The organism is Neiella holothuriorum (assembly GCF_019457915.1).
In the GTDB taxonomy this organism is placed as follows: domain Bacteria; phylum Pseudomonadota; class Gammaproteobacteria; order Enterobacterales; family Neiellaceae; genus Neiella; species Neiella holothuriorum.
In genome coordinates this window covers 301,568-319,889 of the sequence record NZ_JAHZSS010000003.1, presented here as the reverse complement: position 1 = coordinate 319,889, position 18,322 = coordinate 301,568, and the positions used below count along the sequence as shown (strand labels likewise).

Annotated in this window: 15 protein-coding genes; 2 read left to right on the top strand and 13 right to left on the bottom strand. The window is 46.8% G+C overall.

Annotated features, from left to right (window positions below; all coding sequences use genetic code 11):
- Window positions 1-361: 361 nt before the first annotated feature.
- Complete coding sequence (locus K0504_RS04820) at window positions 362-1,615, top strand: fumarylacetoacetate hydrolase family protein (RefSeq protein ID WP_220103024.1); 1,254 nt, start codon at window positions 362-364, stop codon at window positions 1,613-1,615.
- A gap of 45 nt (window positions 1,616-1,660) precedes the next feature.
- Here the strand turns inward: K0504_RS04820 and sucD are convergent, their stop codons facing one another.
- From sucD to sdhC, 8 genes are all read right to left on the bottom strand, one after another.
- Window positions 1,661-2,533 carry a succinate--CoA ligase subunit alpha gene (gene sucD / locus K0504_RS04815; protein WP_220103023.1) on the bottom strand — a complete coding sequence of 291 codons (873 nt, stop codon included), beginning with the start codon at window positions 2,531-2,533 and terminating at the stop codon, window positions 1,661-1,663.
- On the bottom strand, window positions 2,530-3,699 hold the full coding sequence (gene sucC / locus K0504_RS04810) for an ADP-forming succinate--CoA ligase subunit beta (protein WP_220103022.1): 1,170 nt from the start codon (window positions 3,697-3,699) through the stop codon (window positions 2,530-2,532). Before sucC ends, sucD begins: the two co-directional genes overlap by 4 nt.
- 104 nt (window positions 3,700-3,803) lie before the next feature.
- Window positions 3,804-4,976 (bottom strand): 2-oxoglutarate dehydrogenase complex dihydrolipoyllysine-residue succinyltransferase, encoded by a 1,173-nt coding sequence (odhB, locus tag K0504_RS04805; protein ID WP_220103021.1) that lies wholly within the window; start codon window positions 4,974-4,976, stop codon window positions 3,804-3,806.
- 19 nt (window positions 4,977-4,995) lie between these two features.
- Window positions 4,996-7,815 (bottom strand): 2-oxoglutarate dehydrogenase E1 component, encoded by a 2,820-nt coding sequence (gene sucA / locus K0504_RS04800; protein WP_220103020.1) that lies wholly within the window; start codon window positions 7,813-7,815, stop codon window positions 4,996-4,998.
- Window positions 7,816-7,928: 113 nt separating this feature from the next.
- Window positions 7,929-8,645 (bottom strand): succinate dehydrogenase iron-sulfur subunit, encoded by a 717-nt coding sequence (locus K0504_RS04795; protein WP_220103019.1) that lies wholly within the window; start codon window positions 8,643-8,645, stop codon window positions 7,929-7,931.
- Window positions 8,646-8,656: 11 nt separating this feature from the next.
- The gene (gene sdhA / locus K0504_RS04790; RefSeq protein WP_220103018.1) at window positions 8,657-10,420 is read right to left on the bottom strand and encodes a succinate dehydrogenase flavoprotein subunit; all 1,764 of its coding nucleotides are present in this window, start codon (window positions 10,418-10,420) and stop codon (window positions 8,657-8,659) included.
- Window positions 10,421-10,768: a succinate dehydrogenase, hydrophobic membrane anchor protein gene (gene sdhD / locus K0504_RS04785; RefSeq protein ID WP_220103017.1), complete on the bottom strand. Its 348-nt coding sequence runs from the start codon at window positions 10,766-10,768 to the stop codon at window positions 10,421-10,423.
- Window positions 10,762-11,136, bottom strand: a complete 375-nt coding sequence (gene sdhC, locus K0504_RS04780) for a succinate dehydrogenase cytochrome b556 subunit (protein WP_220103016.1) — start codon at window positions 11,134-11,136, stop codon at window positions 10,762-10,764. Before sdhC ends, sdhD begins: the two co-directional genes overlap by 7 nt.
- A 409-nt stretch (window positions 11,137-11,545) precedes the next feature.
- On the opposite strand from sdhC, the gene gltA reads away from it, so the two are divergent.
- Complete coding sequence (gene gltA / locus K0504_RS04775) at window positions 11,546-12,811, top strand: citrate synthase (RefSeq protein ID WP_220103015.1); 1,266 nt, start codon at window positions 11,546-11,548, stop codon at window positions 12,809-12,811.
- 441 nt (window positions 12,812-13,252) lie between these two features.
- Here gltA and K0504_RS04770 read toward each other — a convergent pair whose 3' ends face one another.
- The 5 genes from K0504_RS04770 to msbA form a co-directional block, all read right to left on the bottom strand.
- Window positions 13,253-14,008: an SDR family NAD(P)-dependent oxidoreductase gene (locus K0504_RS04770; RefSeq protein WP_220103014.1), complete on the bottom strand. Its 756-nt coding sequence runs from the start codon at window positions 14,006-14,008 to the stop codon at window positions 13,253-13,255.
- 585 nt (window positions 14,009-14,593) lie between these two features.
- A complete protein-coding gene (gene kdsB / locus K0504_RS04765; protein WP_220103013.1) occupies window positions 14,594-15,355 on the bottom strand; it encodes a 3-deoxy-manno-octulosonate cytidylyltransferase in 762 nt (253 codons plus the stop codon).
- Window positions 15,352-15,549: a Trm112 family protein gene (locus K0504_RS04760; RefSeq protein WP_220103012.1), complete on the bottom strand. Its 198-nt coding sequence runs from the start codon at window positions 15,547-15,549 to the stop codon at window positions 15,352-15,354. The genes kdsB and K0504_RS04760 overlap by 4 nt, the downstream gene beginning before the upstream one ends.
- On the bottom strand, window positions 15,539-16,540 hold the full coding sequence (gene lpxK / locus K0504_RS04755; RefSeq protein WP_220103011.1) for a tetraacyldisaccharide 4'-kinase: 1,002 nt from the start codon (window positions 16,538-16,540) through the stop codon (window positions 15,539-15,541). Before lpxK ends, K0504_RS04760 begins: the two co-directional genes overlap by 11 nt.
- Window positions 16,537-18,282, bottom strand: a complete 1,746-nt coding sequence (gene msbA / locus K0504_RS04750; RefSeq protein ID WP_220103010.1) for a lipid A export permease/ATP-binding protein MsbA — start codon at window positions 18,280-18,282, stop codon at window positions 16,537-16,539. Before msbA ends, lpxK begins: the two co-directional genes overlap by 4 nt.
- Between the last annotated feature and the right edge of the window lie 40 nt (window positions 18,283-18,322).

Sequence of the window (18,322 nt, the reverse complement as noted above, 5' to 3'; positions counted from 1 at the left end):
AAAGGTTAACCCAACTCATATGACCTGGTTATATTTAAATGACAATTCACCGGTGCGTTACTCTCATAACGCGCAATAGATCTTCTACGGTTAACTCTGCACGATGCTGCAACGCAGTCAGCTTGTTATACCGCGCTTACTCTCTAAAAACGTCAGTAAAAAAAACATGGCGTTTAGATTCATTTGAATCATTGGCTTGCGCTAAGGCAGACCACACCATAGAAGATTTGTAAGCGATGTTGGTCTCCAAAGCCACTGTTGATTTTTGATATGAGCTTGTAAACGAAATATTGAACGTTATTCAGCTTTCGTTTAACAAACGCCACTATAGTCTACACATCGATTTCAATTAGGATTCGCCATGGCCCGTTATTCGTATGTGTTACCCGTCATCAGTTTTTTTTTCATAACTGACGCTGTTGCCGCAGTTAAATTAGCGCGGTTTATCAGCCATGACGCGCCTTTCGAACAACAAGCGTGTTTGGGCTATGTAACACAGCACTCGCAGGGAATTCCTCGAGAAATTGCAAATTTAGGTTCGATTGATGGCAAGTTTTGCCAGCCTTTGGGTGTTTCTGTGGCACCAGAGCTTATTAATGAGGCACTTCAACGAGGCGACGATCTACCGTCACTTTCAAGAGAAATAATCAGTGAATCTGAACAAGCTGAACGGATATTGCCGCCAATTCAATACTCAAAGGAACAACTTGTTAATGGTGAACGTTTAATCATTGGTGTCGGCTTCAACTATGTTGAACACCTTGAAGAAACTGGCGATTACAGCGGTACAAGCCCCCTACTCCTTTTTTCCAAACCTGTCTTCCCTACAGGCCCCTATACACCGGTTAAAGTAGGATCAAGCGATCAGTTATTACTCGATTATGAAGTTGAATTGGCCATGATCACTTTGACCGATATCGATTTATCGAACCCACCAACGCCTAACGAGCTTTATCCAAACGTTGCATTTGCACTGGCGAATGATTTATCTGATCGGGTACCAATAATTACCAACCCAGAATTTGGCTATACCCAAGGAAAAAGTGAACCTGGCTACCTACCATTAGGACCTTGGCTACGACTTGGTCGCGAGGGCTTTGCTGACGAACAAGGTAACTGGCAAATCGATTCTTCTATTTCGCTTGGTGTCACCAAGGCTGAATCCGGTGAATTTATTTTGGAACAAGATGCATCGCTAACTCAAATGCGCTTTGATCCTTACCAAATCATTCAAATCATGGCAAAGCGCCATGATGCACAAGACAATATATGTATGCGCGATGCTGACGGACAACCACACTGGGTGCTCCCTCAAAACGGCATCATTCCAGCTGGCTCTATCTTATTGACTGGTACTGCCGGCGGCACAGCAATTCAGGCACCTAGTTTATGGAAGAAAATCGGTTTGTTCTTCAAAGCGGGCTTTTCAATCGATAATGCGCGCAACGTATTTCTGAATGAACAAATTGTTGATAGAAATCGACTGGGCTATTTACAACACCAAGACATGGTGTCAGCAAACATTCAGGGGCTCGGCCAGCAAGTATTTGAAGTGCAAGTATTAGCTCAAGATAACATCCAAAATCGGACTTTGCCGTCACCCATTTGCCAATAAAAAAGCCGGCCCAAAAGGCCGGCTTTTTTAATCATCAACCGTGAATTACCAACCGGTTTTTTCACGCAATGCTTTACCAATATCGGCAAGGCTATCAACGGTGGTTACACCAGCAGCTTCAAGTGCAGCAAATTTCTCTGCCGCCGTACCTTTACCGCCTGCAATGATTGCACCGGCGTGGCCCATACGTTTACCAGGAGGCGCTGTAACACCAGCAATGTAAGAAACAACTGGCTTAGTTACATTTTCTTTAATGTATTCAGCAGCTTCTTCCTCAGCAGAACCACCAATTTCACCAATCATTACAATGGCTTCAGTTTGTGGATCGTCTTGGAATAACTTCAGAATATCAATGAAGTTTGAGCCTGGGATCGGGTCGCCACCAATACCAACACAAGTTGATTGGCCAAAACCTTCGTCAGTAGTTTGTTTCACAGCTTCATAGGTCAATGTACCTGAGCGAGAAACAATACCAACTTTACCCGCTTTGTGAATGTGGCCCGGCATAATACCGATTTTACATTCACCAGGAGTAATGACACCTGGGCAGTTTGGACCGATCATACGAACACCTTTTTGAGTCAGGTATTCTTTAACAACGAGCATATCCAATGTTGGAATGCCTTCAGTGATCGTTACAATCAGTTCGATACCCGCATCTGCAGCTTCCAAAATGGCATCTTTACAGAATGGAGCAGGTACGTAGATTACCGTTGCGGTTGCGCCTGTAGCTGCTACAGCATCTTTAACTGTGTTGAAAACAGGCAGACCCAGGTGAGTTTGACCACCTTTACCAGGTGACACACCGCCAACCATTTGCGTACCGTACTCAATGGCTTGTTCAGAGTGGAAAGTACCCTGACCGCCCGTGAAACCCTGACAAATAACTTTGGTATCTTTGCCGATTAATACGCTCATGCTGCACCTCCAGCGGCTTCAACAACTTTCTTCGCTGCGTCGGTCAGACTCGTTGCTGCAATAATATTCAGGCCGCTGTCGGCCAATGTTTTCGCGCCAAGCTCTGCGTTGTTACCCTCAAGGCGAACAACCACGGGTACTTTAACGCCAACTTCGTTAACGGCACCGATAATACCTTCTGCGATCATATCGCAACGAACGATACCACCGAAGATGTTAACGAATACTGCTGAAACTGCATCGTCAGACAAAATGATTTTGAATGCTTCTGCAACACGTTCTTTGGTAGCGCCGCCACCAACGTCCAAGAAGTTTGCCGGAGAACCGCCATGCAATTTAACGATATCCATGGTCCCCATTGCTAAACCAGCACCATTAACCATACAACCGATGTTGCCTTCTAACGCTACGTAGTTAAGCTCCCACTGAGCGGCATGTGCTTCGCGCTCGTCTTCTTGCGAAGGATCGTGGAATTCTTGCAAACGCTTCTGGCGATACATGGCATTTGAGTCGATGTTGATCTTGCCGTCTAGACAATGTAAATCGCCTTTATCGGTGATCACCAACGGGTTAATTTCTAGTAGCGCAAAATCATAGTCTTCAAACATTTTTGCTAAGCCAAGGAAGATCTTAGTGAACTGCTTGATTTGATTACCGCTTAAACCCAACTGAAACGCTAAGTCTCGTGCTTGATACGCATTGGCACCGACCATAGGATCGATTTCAGCTTTAAGAATTTTCTCTGGCGTTTCTTCCGCAACTTTTTCAATCTCGACGCCACCTTCAGTAGAAGCCATGAACACGATGCGACGTGTACCACGGTCAACTACAGCACCAAGATAAAGCTCTTCGGCAATGTCAGTACAGGATTCAACTAAAATCTTTGTAACTGGCTGACCGTTGGCATCTGTCTGATAAGTAACCAGATTTTTACCAAGCCAATTTTGCGCAAATTCGCGAATTTCATCTTTGCTTGATGCCAATTTCACACCGCCCGCTTTACCGCGGCCGCCAGCGTGAACCTGACATTTAACAACCCATTTATTATCGCCAATGCGATCTGCTGCTTCCACAGCCGCTTGCGGCGTGTCCACCGCGTATCCTTCAGACACAGGAAGACCGTATTCGGCAAACAATTGTTTAGCCTGATACTCGTGTAGGTTCATTATGACTTTCCGTCTTTGTTGGTAATACGCTCAACATCTTTGTTGGCGTTATTTGAGGTAAGAGCAATTGCGCCATTAGAGTTAATGGCGCAACAGCAACAAAATCATACTTCCAGTAGCAGACGCGTTGGATCTTCCAGCATTTCCTTAATAGTAACTAGGAAGCTGACGGATTCTTTGCCGTCAATAGTGCGGTGGTCGTACGATAAAGCTAGGTACATCATTGGCAAGATTTCAACTTTGCCATCAACCGCCATAGGGCGATCTTGAATCTTGTGCATGCCTAAAATGGCGCTTTGAGGAGGGTTGATAATTGGTGTCGACATCAGTGAGCCAAACACACCACCGTTAGTGATCGTGAAGTTACCACCGGTCATTTCATCAACGGTCAATTTACCATCGCGGCCTTTAATCGCTAATTCGCGAATGCCTTTTTCGATTTCGGCAACGGTCATCAAGTTACAGTCACGCAATACTGGAGTAACCAAACCGCGTGGTGTAGAAACCGCAATACTCACATCGAAGTAGTTGTGATAAACAATGTCGTCGCCATCGAGAGACGCGTTAACTGCAGGGAATCGTTTCAGCGCTTCACATACCGCTTTCACGTAAAAACCCATAAAGCCAAGGCGAATATCGTGCTTCTTCTCAAAGCTATCTTTGTATTGTTTACGAATGTCCATGATAGGTTTCATGTTCACTTCGTTAAACGTTGTTAGCATTGCGGTCGTATTGGTCGCATCAAGCAAACGTTCAGCAATGCGTTTACGTAACCGTGTCATAGGCACGCGTTTTTCACTGCGGCCAGGGTTAACCAGAGGCTCTGCGCTTGCTGTTGGAGCAGAAGCAGCAGCTTTTACATCCGCGCCTTGAATACGGCCATCTTTACCACTGCCCGGTACGGCACTGGCATCAACGCCTGTTTCGCCAGCAGCGCGACGACCTGAAGGTGTCACCACATCAGATTTATCCGTTGATGACGATTCAGTTGCCGCAGGCTCTGGCGCGGTAACTGGCGCTTCTTTTGGCGCAGCAGCTGCACCAGCAACGAATTTACCAATGGCTTGTTCTGCCAATACAGTTGCACCATCAGCTTCTAGAATTTCTTGTAACACGCCATCATCTGGCGCAGGTACTTCTAGTACAACTTTATCTGTTTCGATATCTACCAAAACTTCATCACGAGCAACCTGGTCACCTGGCTGTTTATGCCAAGTAGCAATGGTCGCGTCCGCAACTGATTCCGGTAATACAGGGACTTTGATCTCGATTGTCATTCTTCTTTCCTTCGACCAATTAGTTGCTCGCCACGTTCAATGCGGCTTCAATCAATGCTTTTTGTTGTTTCAAGTGAACTGACATGTAGCCAACAGCTGGTGCTGCTGATGCTTCACGTCCGGCATATACCAGCTTCGAACCTTCTGGAATAACACTCCAGAAATGATGCTGGCTACAATACCAGGCACCTTGGTTTTGCGGCTCTTCCTGGCACCAGACCCAATCACGCACATGTTGATACGGTTTGAGCAGTTCCAACATTTCTTCGGTTGGGAATGGGTACAGTTGCTCAATCCGCACGATGGCGACATTGGTAATTTCTTGCTTACGGCGCTGCTCAAGTAAGTCGTAATAAACTTTACCCGAACAGAACACAACGCGCTCAACGGCTGAAGCCTCGAGGCTATCAATTTCGCCGATCACGTTTTGGAATGTGCCGTCAGCCAAGTCATCGAGAGTTGACGTACACAGCGGGTGACGCAACAACGATTTAGGCGACATAACAACCAGCGGACGTCGCATTGGACGTAACACCTGACGGCGCATCATGTGGAAGATCTGAGCTGGCGTAGATGGGATCACGACTTGCATGTTGTGGTCGGCACAAAGCTGCAGGTAGCGTTCTAAGCGAGCCGATGAGTGCTCTGGCCCCTGCCCTTCATAACCGTGCGGCAACAGCATCGTTAAACCACATAAACGGCCCCACTTCTGCTCGCCCGAACTCAAGAACTGATCGATCACCACCTGAGCACCGTTGGCAAAATCACCAAACTGAGCTTCCCAAATGGTTAAACCGCTTGGCTCTGCTGTGGTGTAACCATACTCAAATGCGAGCACAGCTTCTTCGGACAGAACAGAGTCCCAAATTTGGAATGAACCTTGGTTTGGATCGATATTCTGCAACGGCACGTAATTGCGATGATCAAACTGATTGTGCAAAACCGCATGACGGTGGAAAAAGGTACCACGGCCAGAGTCTTGCCCAGTCAGTCGAATGCGATACCCTTCATCTAACAATGTGGCGTACGCTAAGTTTTCGGCATAACCCCAATCAACGGCCTTATTGCCAGCGGTCATTTCATCGCGATCATCACAAATCTTCTTCACGCGAGATTGCAATTTCCATTCTTCTGGTCGGCGAGTAATTGATTCGCCCAATGCCAACAAACGCGATTTTGAAAAACTTGAATTGTATGGGGTATTCCAATCGGTACCGACGAACGGTGTCCAATCGACAGAGCGACCCGACATCGGGCGCCACTCTTTAACCACACAATCGCCATGATCGAGGGCATCACGATAGTCGTTATTGATACTCGACACATCGGCCTGTTGAAGTTGGCCAATCGACATCAAGTGATCTGCATAATGCTTACGCGGCGTCGGATGCTTTTTAATCTTTTGATACATGAGTGGCTGAGTCGCATTCGGCTCATCCGCTTCGTTATGGCCATGGCGGCGATAACAAATCAAATCAATAACCACATCACGCTTGAATTTATTGCGGAAGTCTAAGGCAATCTGGCTTACCAAAATCACCGATTCGACATCGTCGGCATTGACGTGAAAAATTGGCGCCTGAACCATTTTGGCAATATCGGTACAGTATTGTGTTGAGCGCGTATCTTCTGGGTTCGACGTCGTAAAGCCAACTTGGTTATTAACCACAATACGAATTGTGCCGCCAACTTTAAACGCGCGCGCTTGCGACATGTTGAAGGTTTCTTGCACAACACCCTGACCGGCAATAGCCGAATCACCGTGAATGGTAATTGGCACAACTTCTTTACCGTCATGGCTGCCTAAACGTTCTTGACGAGCCCGCACAGAACCCATAACGACAGGGTTTACGATTTCAAGGTGAGACGGGTTAAATGCCAATGCCAAGTGAACATTACCGCCAGGCGTTGCAAAATCAGAGCTAAAGCCCATGTGATATTTCACATCACCAGAGCCCCAACCTTCGCCATGTTTGCCAGCAAATTCATCAAATAATTCGGCAGGTCGTTTACCAAGCACGTTAACCAACACATTTAAGCGGCCTCGGTGCGCCATGCCAACAACCATTTCTTTAGCACCCTGCTCGCCACCACGCCGAATAATTTCTTTCAGCATTGGGATAACAGCATCACCACCTTCCAGTGAGAAACGTTTGGCGCCAGGAAACTTCGCGCCGAGGTATTTTTCTAGCCCCTCAGCAGCGGTTAAACCTTCTAAAAAGCGAACCTTGTCCTCATGACTAAAGGTGCCTTTTGCCTGAATTGGCTCTAGGCGGTTTTGAATCCAGCGCTTTTCTTCGGTTTCGGTTAGGTGCATGTACTCAGCACCAATGGTGCTGCAGTACGTTTTCTTAAGTGCATCGACCAAATTTGCGAGCTTCATGGTATCGCCGCCAGCGGCATACGATCCCACATTAAACTCGTGTTCAAAGTCCTCGCCTTCTAGACCATGAAATGCAGGGTCTAATTCAGGAACGCGCGGTTGTTTCCACAACTCCAACGGATCGAGGTTTGCGTGTTGATGTCCGCGGAAACGGTGGGCGTTGATTAATTGGAGAACTTTAACTTGTTTGGCGTCAGTTTGAGGATCAGACGCTGAGGTTCCAGCATATCGATGAGATTCGGTTGCTAATCGCTGGAAGTAAGTGCGGATTCGAGAATGAGGCTGTTCAAGTTCGCCTTCTGAAACGACAGGCAATTGGTCGAACAGCTCCCGCCAATTGGAATCGATAGACCCGGGATCCTCTAAGTAGAGTTCATACAGGTCTTCGATATAAGCCGCGTTTCCTCCGGATAAATGGGAGGAATCAAGCCAGGCTTGTAAGGAACCTTCGTGCATGTTTAGTTGCTTCCCTTTGCGGCTGTTACCGCAACACTTTTATTAGAGTAGTTTCACGTATAAGTTATATCAGGCTGCTAATCCAACCACTACTAACAGCCTGTTTTGCGCCTTTAAACTGAGCGCTGTAACAACATTGATTTTATGTGGCCAATGGCCTTTGTTGGGTTTAAGCCTTTCGGACATACACTAACGCAGTTCATGATGCCGTGGCATCGGAATACGCTAAAGGCATCATCCAAATCAGCTAAACGTTCTTCTGTCGCGGTATCGCGGCTATCTGCTAAGAATCGGTAGGCCTGTAACAGCCCTGAAGGTCCAACAAATTTATCTGGGTTCCACCAGAAACTTGGGCAAGCAGTTGAACAGCAGGCACACAAGATACATTCGTATAACCCGTCAAGTTTGGCACGCTCTTCAGGGCTTTGCTTGAATTCACCGGCTGGAGGCTGTGCGCCATCGGTAATCAAGTATGGCTTAATGCGCTCGTACTGCTTGTAGAACTGGCTCATATCAACCACAAGATCACGCACCACAGGTAAACCTGGCAGCGGACGAATGACGATTTTGCCGCCTTTTTTGGTTAAGTCTGACAATGGTGTAATACAAGCTAAACCGTTTTTGCCATTCATGTTTAGGCCATCAGAGCCACAAACACCTTCACGGCAGGAACGGCGGAACGCTAATGTAGGATCTTGTTCTTTCAACAAAATAAGTGCATCAAGCACCATGATGTCGCTGCCTTCAGCAACCTCAAGTGAGTAGTCCTGCATCTTAGGTTTGTTATCTACATCAGGGTTGTATCGATAAATTGAGAATGTCAGTTTCATCGTCTGGCCCCTTAGTAAGAACGAACTTTCGGTGGAAACGCTTCACGGAACTTAGGTGCCATATTTACTTCGCGGCGTTCCATTAATTTTGTTTCTGGGTTGTACAAACTGTGGCATAACCAGTTGTCGTCATCACGTTCGGTAAAGTCTTCACGCGAATGCGCACCACGGCTTTCAGTACGGAAGTTCGCCGCTTCAGCGGTTGCAACAGCCGTTTCCATCAAGTTTTCAAGCTCTAGACACTCAATGCGCTGGGTATTGAATGCGCTGGAAGTATCATCAAGTCGGGCAACTTTGAGACGTTCACGAATTTCTTTCAGTTCAGTTAGACCTTCTGCCATTGCAGCGCCTTCACGGAATACCGAGAAATTAAGTTGCATGCATTGCTGCAGATCTTTGCGGATTTGAACAGGATCTTCGCCTTTGCTCGTTGCGTTCCAACGGTTAACACGCGTCAAGCTTTCTTCTACATCACTATCGGAGGCATCTCGAGCCTCAACGTTAGTTAATGCTTCGCCGAGGTATTTACCAGCAGCGCGACCAAATACCACCAAATCAAGTAACGAATTACCGCCTAATCGGTTAGCACCATGAACTGATACACAGGCAATTTCGCCAACAGCAAACAGGCCTTCAACAATGGTGTCATTACCGTTTGCATCACGGCCTAGAACCTGACCATTCACGTTCGTTGGAACACCACCCATCATATAGTGACAGGTTGGAATGACAGGGATTGGTTCATGTACTGGGTCAACGTGCGCAAAAGTACGAGACAGTTCACAAATACCAGGCAAACGCGACTCAAGAACGTCTTTGCCAAGGTGATCGAGCTTCAACTTAGCATGCGGGCCCCATGGACCATCGCAGCCGCGGCCTTCACGAATTTCAGTCATGATTGAGCGAGCAACAACGTCGCGACCGGCCAAGTCTTTGGCATTTGGCGCATAACGCTCCATAAAGCGCTCACCGTCTTTATTAAGCAAGTAACCGCCTTCACCGCGACACCCTTCGGTCACCAAAACCCCCGCGCCAGCAATGCCCGTCGGGTGGAATTGCCACATTTCCATGTCTTGTACCGGAACACCGGCACGAAGCGCCATACCAACACCATCTCCGGTATTGATGTGAGCGTTGGTTGTTGATGCGTAGATACGACCGGCACCACCTGTTGCTAACACAACCGCTTTTGATTTGAAGTAAACCACTTCACCGGTTTCAATACAGATAGCGGTACAGCCGCACACAACACCGTCTTGGTTTTTCACTAAGTCGAGTGCATACCACTCGGAAAAGACGTTCGTTTTGTTTTTTACATTCTGTTGATACAAGCAATGCAACAAAGCATGACCGGTACGGTCTGCCGCTGCGGCTGTGCGAGCGGCTTGCTCACCACCAAATGCTTTCGATTGACCACCAAAAGGACGCTGATAAACGCGGCCATTTTCAAAGCGAGAAAATGGCAAGCCCATGTTCTCAAGCTCTGTAATCGCTTCAGGGCCGGTTTTACACATGTACTCAATGGCGTCCTGATCGCCGATGTAATCGGAGCCCTTTACCGTGTCATACATGTGCCATTCCCAGTTATCTTCGTGGGCATTGCCCAGCGCTACGGTGATACCGCCTTGCGCAGAAACTGTATGGGAACGAGTAGGAAATACTTTGGATAACAAGGCACAGGTTTGCCCTGATTCAGAAATCTGTAATGCTGCGCGCATACCGGCACCGCCGGCACCAATAACTACGGCATCAAAATCGTAAGTTGGAATTGCCACTTAAACACCCCACAACGCAAAAATGCCGAAGCCAACATAGGCCAGAATCACGACATTAAGTAAGAACTGCAACATACCGCGCATACCTGCTGGCTTGACATAATCAGTCAATACTTGCCACAGGCCAATCCAGGCATGAGCCAAGAAAGCAATGAGTGCAACGAAGGAAAAGACCTTGGTTCCGATATGACCAAAAAATCCAGCCCAACTTTGATAGGTTAGTTCTGGTGTGAGCGCTAAAAATCCAACAATAAAAATTGCGTACAATGCCAAAATGATGGCAGAACAGCGCAAGAGGATGAAATCTTGAACGCCATTGCGTCCAAGTGTCGCAGCTTGCATTACCATAACCACACTCCTGCTAATACCGACAACACTGCCGTAATGACAAAGCTGACGTTGGCACTTTGGGTGCCTGATTCAAGTTCTTCCCAAAAGCCCAAGTCCATGATCAAGTGACGGATGCCACCAACCAGGTGATAAGCTAAAGCCGTTAAAATACCCCAGAGGATAAAAGCCCCAATTGGGTGCGATGTGAACCCGGTTACATCAGCGAAACCTTGCTCGGATGCTAGGGACATACCTAACAAACACAGCAAAATACCAACACCGAAAAACAGGATGACACCGCTAACGCGATGAAGAATTGATGCGACGGCTGTCGCAGGAAAGCGAATGGTCGAAAGGTCTAGGTTGACCGGTCGTTGTTTATTCACGATTAGGCTCTCTAAGCTCTATGCATTTTTAATATAATGTGTGCTTTATTTTAATCTATCTTGTTAACACCAACGTTAGTTTCTTCGACTGAGAATGGTGCCTCGAATTAAATATTCGAATAACCGTTCACCAATCAAGATACAACACCTACGAAGGCTGCACGAAAGCAGTATACTGAGCGTATTTGACAATTACAATTGCTACCAAAGTCTTATTTATACGGACAATTTTAAGACTAGACTAGGGCTCAATTTTGGGTCTGTATGCCTATAATTGAGGTAGTGCACCAAGATGATTCAAACAACCAATTGAATTGACTTTTGAAGGCGGATCAGGATAGTAATAGTCCGCTTATTCGAGCACGTGCCTTGCCTCGCGCACATAATAAATATAGCAAGGAGATACCCTATGGCTGATAAAACAGCTGTGCTTCACGTTGATGGACAGGAAATAGAACTTCCCGTTCTAAGCGGGACAGCAGGCCATGATGTCATCGACATCCGGGCATTAGTAAAAAATGGATACTTCACTTTCGACCCTGGCTTCGTTTCTACCGCTTCTTGTAAGTCTTCTATTACTTACATTGATGGTGATAAAGGCGTATTGCTGCACCGGGGTTATCCAATTGATCAACTCGCCAACAAATCAAGCTACTTAGAAGTTTCATATCTTCTTCTATACGGTGAGCGCCCTACTCCAGAAGAACTCAAAGAGTTCGTCAGCATGGTTAGCAAACACACCATGCTTAATGACCAATTGGTGCATTTATTCCAAGGCTTCCGCCGTGATGCTCACCCGATGGCAATTATGTGTGGCGTTGTTGGCGCAATGTCTGCGTTTTTCCACGACTCACTAGATGTTGGCAACCCACGTCACCGTGAAGTTGCGGCTTTCCGCCTGTTGTCGAAAATGCCAACCGTTGCAGCCATGTGCTACAAATATAGTGTTGGTCAGCCATTCATGTATCCGCAGAACGATCTTAGCTACGCTGAGAACTTCCTGCACATGATGTTTGCCACACCTTGTGATAACTACAAGCCAGATCCAATCATTGCCGAAGCAATGGACAAGATTTTCATCTTGCATGCCGATCATGAACAAAACGCTTCTACGTCCACTGTACGCCTAGCTGGCTCTTCAGGCGCGAATCCATTTGCATGTATTGCTGCTGGTATTGCATCGCTGTGGGGACCTGCTCACGGTGGCGCTAACGAAGCCTGCTTGAACATGCTTGAAGAAATTGGTTCTGTTGATCGCATTGACGAATACGTTGCGAAAGCTAAAGACAAAGATGATCCATTCCGCCTCATGGGCTTTGGTCACCGTGTTTACAAAAATTACGATCCTCGTGCAACCGTCATGCGTGAAACCTGTCACGAAGTGTTGGATCACTTGAATATTCAAGATCCACTGCTTGATGTTGCTATGAAGCTTGAAAAGATTGCGCTTGAAGACCCATACTTCGTTGAGAAGAAACTGTATCCAAACGTCGATTTCTACTCTGGCATCATCCTTAAAGCCATTGGCATTCCAACAAATATGTTCACGGTGATTTTTGCCTTGTCACGAACTGTTGGTTGGATCGCTCACTGGGGCGAAATGCACGCTGATCCAGACAACAAGATTGGCCGTCCTCGCCAGCTATATACAGGTGACGACGTTCGCGACTTCTAAACGCGAATGCTGCAATACAAAAAACCGGGCTTGGCCCGGTTTTTTTATGGTGTTCATTTGAGCTTTTAGTCGATGATTTTGGTGATCGCGCGTCACACGTCACAATCTGAGACGTGCTCATTTCTAATTACATTCTCAACTCAGTCAACCGGTGACTATTCAGCTACGTCAGCCTTAACCACTGAACAGTACCGTTCGACATATTTGTGTCGCACGGGTTTTGGCTAGCCATCTCTTAAAACAGCTCCAGCTATCGCCCGTCCCGTTACACAACCGATAATTGCTCTCGCATTATTGGCATACCGCCCGCTTCTGGGCATCGCCGCTCCTGTGCATCCGTGCACCCGCGGCATACAGCCCATCCATGGGCATAAAAAAGCCCCGCGTTAGCGAGGCTTTTGTTTTTGTAAAGCTACCTAAGCAGCTTTAAGCAAGCAGGGATTAGATACCCAGAGCTTGACCACCACCGATCTGAACAGTTTCAGCAGTGATGAAAGAAGCGTCTTTGCTTACCAAGAAAGAAATTACAGAAGCAACTTCTTCTGGCTGACCCAAACGGCCAAGCAAGATGCTGTTTGCCCAAGAAGCGAATACTTCTGGCTTAGTTTCTTTGATTTGTGCGTGGAACGGCGTATCGATAGTGCCTGGAGATACCGCGTTAACACGGATACCAGCAGGAGCAAGTTCTTTAGCCAAAGCACGAGTGAACGTGTGAACAGCAGCTTTAGAAGTACCGTAGATACCAGCACCTGGGCCACCAGCGTTCCAACCAGCGTTAGAAGTGAAGTTGATTACAGAACCACCTTCAGCTTTCTTCAAGAATGGGATCGCAGCGCGAGATACGAAGAATACGCTGTCCATGTTCAGCGCCATAACTTTACGGTAGAAATCAGTAGTCATTTCTTCTACTGGGCTACGACCGCCAAGACCGCCAGCGTTGTTTACAACAACGTCGATTTGACCGTATTTTTCGCCGATAGAGCCAACGCCAGCGTTAACTGCATCTTCGTTAGTTACGTCGATGTTTACGAAATCAGCTTCGATACCAGCTTCTTTCAGTTCAGCCAGACGAGCTGCGCCAGCTTCATCGTTGATGTCACTCAGGACAACAGTGTAACCATCTTCGCCAAGACGCTTGGCAACCTGGAAGCCAATACCACCAGTTGCGCCAGTAACAAGTGCAATTTTTTTAGACATGTTTAGATTCTCGTTAATTAGTTAATAGTGACAACTAAAGGAATAAATAGGAGTTCAAGTATTGCAAACGCAAAAACGAACTCTAACAAGGTGTAAGTGGCTGGCTTTTCAGCCGCTACATTCACACAGGGTTAGAGTTAATTTTTCCAAGCCAAATTGTTCGCCCTTTAGCCTCTAGTGTAGTTAAGCGTTATGCGCTTATAAATTCACTGCAGCATTGTAATACAAATCTGCCAATTTTAAAGCTCCAATTATCACATATTGGAAAGTATTCTGGCCTGTCCGAATTCAACTCAAAGATTAATCAAGTTACATCATTTGGTATAACCAATTTAATATCTAGAAAAATAGTTAGCACCAAAGAACGATAACAATCGCGTCAAACACTTATTAATAGTGACTTTAAACTGACATCGCAATATTCGTAAAGTTCTAAGCGTTAAAGCTATTCGGTTAACCAATAACTGATGAAATAAGCCAACAACTGGTAAGATCAGGTAGCGCAATGCGACACATAGAAAAACAAAAAAGCGGTGCCATATGTATGACAACCGCTTTTTACAAAAGTTAGTTTATCCAAACAATTTAGCTGATTTTGGCAACCAAATCACGAATCAACTGCAAATGTTCTGGCGTATCAACGCCAACTGGAGGCGCTTCCGGCGCTAACCCGACATGAATTTTTTCGCCATACCAAAGTACACGCAATTGCTCTAACGATTCGATTAACTCGAGTGGCGATGGCTGCCAATCCACATACTTTTGAATGAAGCTTGCACGATACGCATAGATACCAATGTGGCGCAGCCAAAATCGAGCCTTAAGCGCGGGCTCTTCGCCTAATACGCCATCGCGATCATAGGGCATCGCGCTGCGAGAAAAATACAAGGCATTACCTTGCGCGTCGTTGACGACTTTAACGACATTAGGATCAAGCCATTCATCAGTGCGGTGAATTGGCGTCGCTAATGTCGCCATATTGGCTAACTTCGCCGATGATAAATTTTCAGCAACTTGACGAATATTAGACGGTGGAATCAGAGGTTCATCACCTTGGACGTTGACCACAATCTCATCGCTCGCTAAGTCGAGTTTAGCAATCACTTCAGCCAATCGCTCAGTGCCAGACTGGTGGTGCGGCGCCGTCATACACAACTCTGTTCCGCTCGCAGTAACAACCTCTGCGATGCGCTCATCATCGGTCGCAACAACCACCCGATCAGCGCCGGACAGCTTGGCTTGCTCGACGACATGCAGCACCATAGGCTTACCACCAATATCAGCCAAAGGCTTGCCGGGTAAACGGCTTGATTGATAGCGCGCGGGAATAATTACCGTAAACTTCATGAATCGGCCCCATCTACTGGGATTGAACTTGCCTCTGCCTCTATGAGTACAGGAATACCTTCGTCAACGGCGTAGGCAAGGCGATCGAAATTACAAACGAGGGTTTCTTGCCCCTGCTCGGAAACTTTATACGCCAATGCCCCCTTACAAACTGGGCAAGCTAAAATGTCCAAAAGTTTACGATCAAACGCCATCATCTACTCCATTCAAAGTGTTCAGTTTTGTCAAAATTTGTTGCGCTAACCTGCTATCAATGCGCGCATCAACCGGCAAGTAATAGCACTTGTCGGCATTTAATTCACTGCATTTAACAACGTCTTTTTCAGTCATTAAAACCAAGTCGTAATGAGACTGCCATTGATCGATCATGGTTTGCGTGATCGCCGCGTGATCGTTAAGCGGGAGTGTGTCGGCCTGTATATCAAGCCCAGCAACAGTATCGAAAAACCGCTGTGGATTGCCAATACCAGCCACCGCTAATAATTTTTTATTGGCAAGATCAGCTGAACATAGCGGCTGCTTTGACGGTGCTACAGGGCACCAATGCTGATGCGGCTCTAACCTCATTGAGAATTCATCGTGACGTGGCCCGCTGCCATTACAAATCACAGCAAATACAGAATCGAGCCTTGATTGTGGCTCTCGCAACGGACCGCTTGGTAACAGCCAACCATTGCCGTGACGACGTTGCCCGTCAACAACTGCAAGCTCAATCGCGCGTGCCATTCGGTAATGTTGCATACCGTCATCACTAATGACCACATCGGCACCTAATGACACCGCATGGGCAACCGCATTGGCACGGTTTGGATCTACGACGACTGGAATTGCGAGACGCCGTGCAATCAATTTTGGTTCATCACCACAGTGTGTTGCGGAAACGCTGTCGGACACGACTAATGGATATTTGGCGCCTTGGCCACCATAACCGCGTGATACCACGGCAGGCTTATAACCGTTGTCGAGCAACAATTGAGCAAGCCAGAGAACGACAGGCGTTTTGCCGTTACCCCCAGCGCTGATGTTGCCGACCACCACAACCGGCACGGCCGAGTCGACAATTTTAAGTAAGCCATTTTTAAAGCACAGACGTCGTAACTGAACAATCAGGTAATACAGCAAGCTAAACGGTAACAGCAGCACCGTCCATGACCAGTTCGATTGCCAGGCTTGCTCTATTTTCATTGGCTTGGCGAATCAAATTGTAATTGATGCAATTGCGCATACGGGCCATTTTGGGACAGCAAATCCTGATGACTACCAAGCTCAACAACCCTGCCCTCATCAATCACTGCGATTTGATCAGACTTCTCAATGGTTGATAAACGATGCGCCACGACGATGGACGTCCTATTGGCCTGCAGCGATTCAATGGCTTGCTGGATGTAACGCTCAGATTCAGTATCTAATGCTGACGTTGCTTCATCCAAAATCAAAATTGGCGCATCTCGCAAAATTGCTCTGGCAATCGCTAAGCGCTGACGCTGACCGCCAGATAAGGTCACGCCGTTCTGCCCAATCTCGGTATCAAGACCATTTGGTAAACGGTCGATAAACTCCATTGCATGGGCACTTTTTGCTGCATCAATAATGCGTTGGCGATCGATGTCGCCATCAAGACCATAAGCAATGTTATTCGCCACAGTGTCATCGAATAGAATGACGTGTTGCGATACCACGGCAATCTGCCGGCGTAGCGATTTCAACGTCAGTTCATCAATCGAAACACCATCTATTTTAATGCTGCCTTGCTGCGCCTCGTAAAAGCGCGTTAGCAATTGCGTAATGGTTGACTTACCACTGCCTGAGCGTCCAACCAATGCCAACGACTGACCGGCTTTAACGTCCAACGATACATCTTTAAGCGCCGGCGTTTCTTTGCTTGGGTAGGTAAACGTAATATCAGTGAAACTAATTTCACCATTCACCCGCGCTGGTGTTTTGCTACCACGGTCGTCTTCTTCAAGTTGATCGATAATTTCAAAAATTGAACGAGCAGCAGTCAACCCGCGTTGAAAATCAGACTGAACATTGGTTAGCTTTTTCAATGGGCGCAATAAGAACAGCATGGCCGAAACCATTGACGTAAACGTACCCGGCGTCATGGTTTCAACCATACCCGGCATGGCAGCAACGTAAAGCACCCCGGCCAATGCAAAGGACGCAACAAACTGGACGATAGGTGATGACATCGCTTCTGTGGTACGAAGTTTCATCAATTGCTGGCGTGTTCGGTTACTTACCTTTTTGAAACGCTTCTTTTCAATATCTTGGCCACCATAGGACAGCATCACTTTATGGCCATTGAGCATTTGTTCTGTTGCCGATGTCACATCACCCATGGCATTTTGAATTTGCTTGGACACTTTCCGAAAGCGCTTAGACACCAAACGGACAACGATGGCGACAATTGGCCCGACGACCAAAAAGATCAACGATAACTGCCAGCTATACCAAAACATGACCGCCAGTAAACCAACCACAAAAGCGCCTTCTTGCACCAATGTAATCAGTGCTTTGCTGACGGCATTAGACACTTGTTCAGTATTAAAGGTGACTTTTGAGATCAGGTCACCGGTACTGTTCTGATCGTAAAACGACACCGGTAAGTGAACGAGTTTCGCAAACATCTGTTGGCGCATGACCATCACGACATTGGAACCAACCCAAGCCAATCCATAGGTTGAGATAAAGCTACAAATCCCGCGAACCATCAACACTAAGATGACAAAAATAGGCGCATATTTGAGCACGTCACTGCCGGGTTTAGACAGCCCTTCATCAATCAATGGCTTGATTGAATAGACGAACAAGGAGTCTACTCCGGCATAGCCGAGCATGCCAACAATGGCGATGAAAAAACCAATTCGGAATGGTTTTATATAAGCAAATAATCGTTGAAAATCGCTAGGCTTTTGCGAGGCCATGATAGGTCTTTCATTGGAATGATTCGGCACATTTTAATCT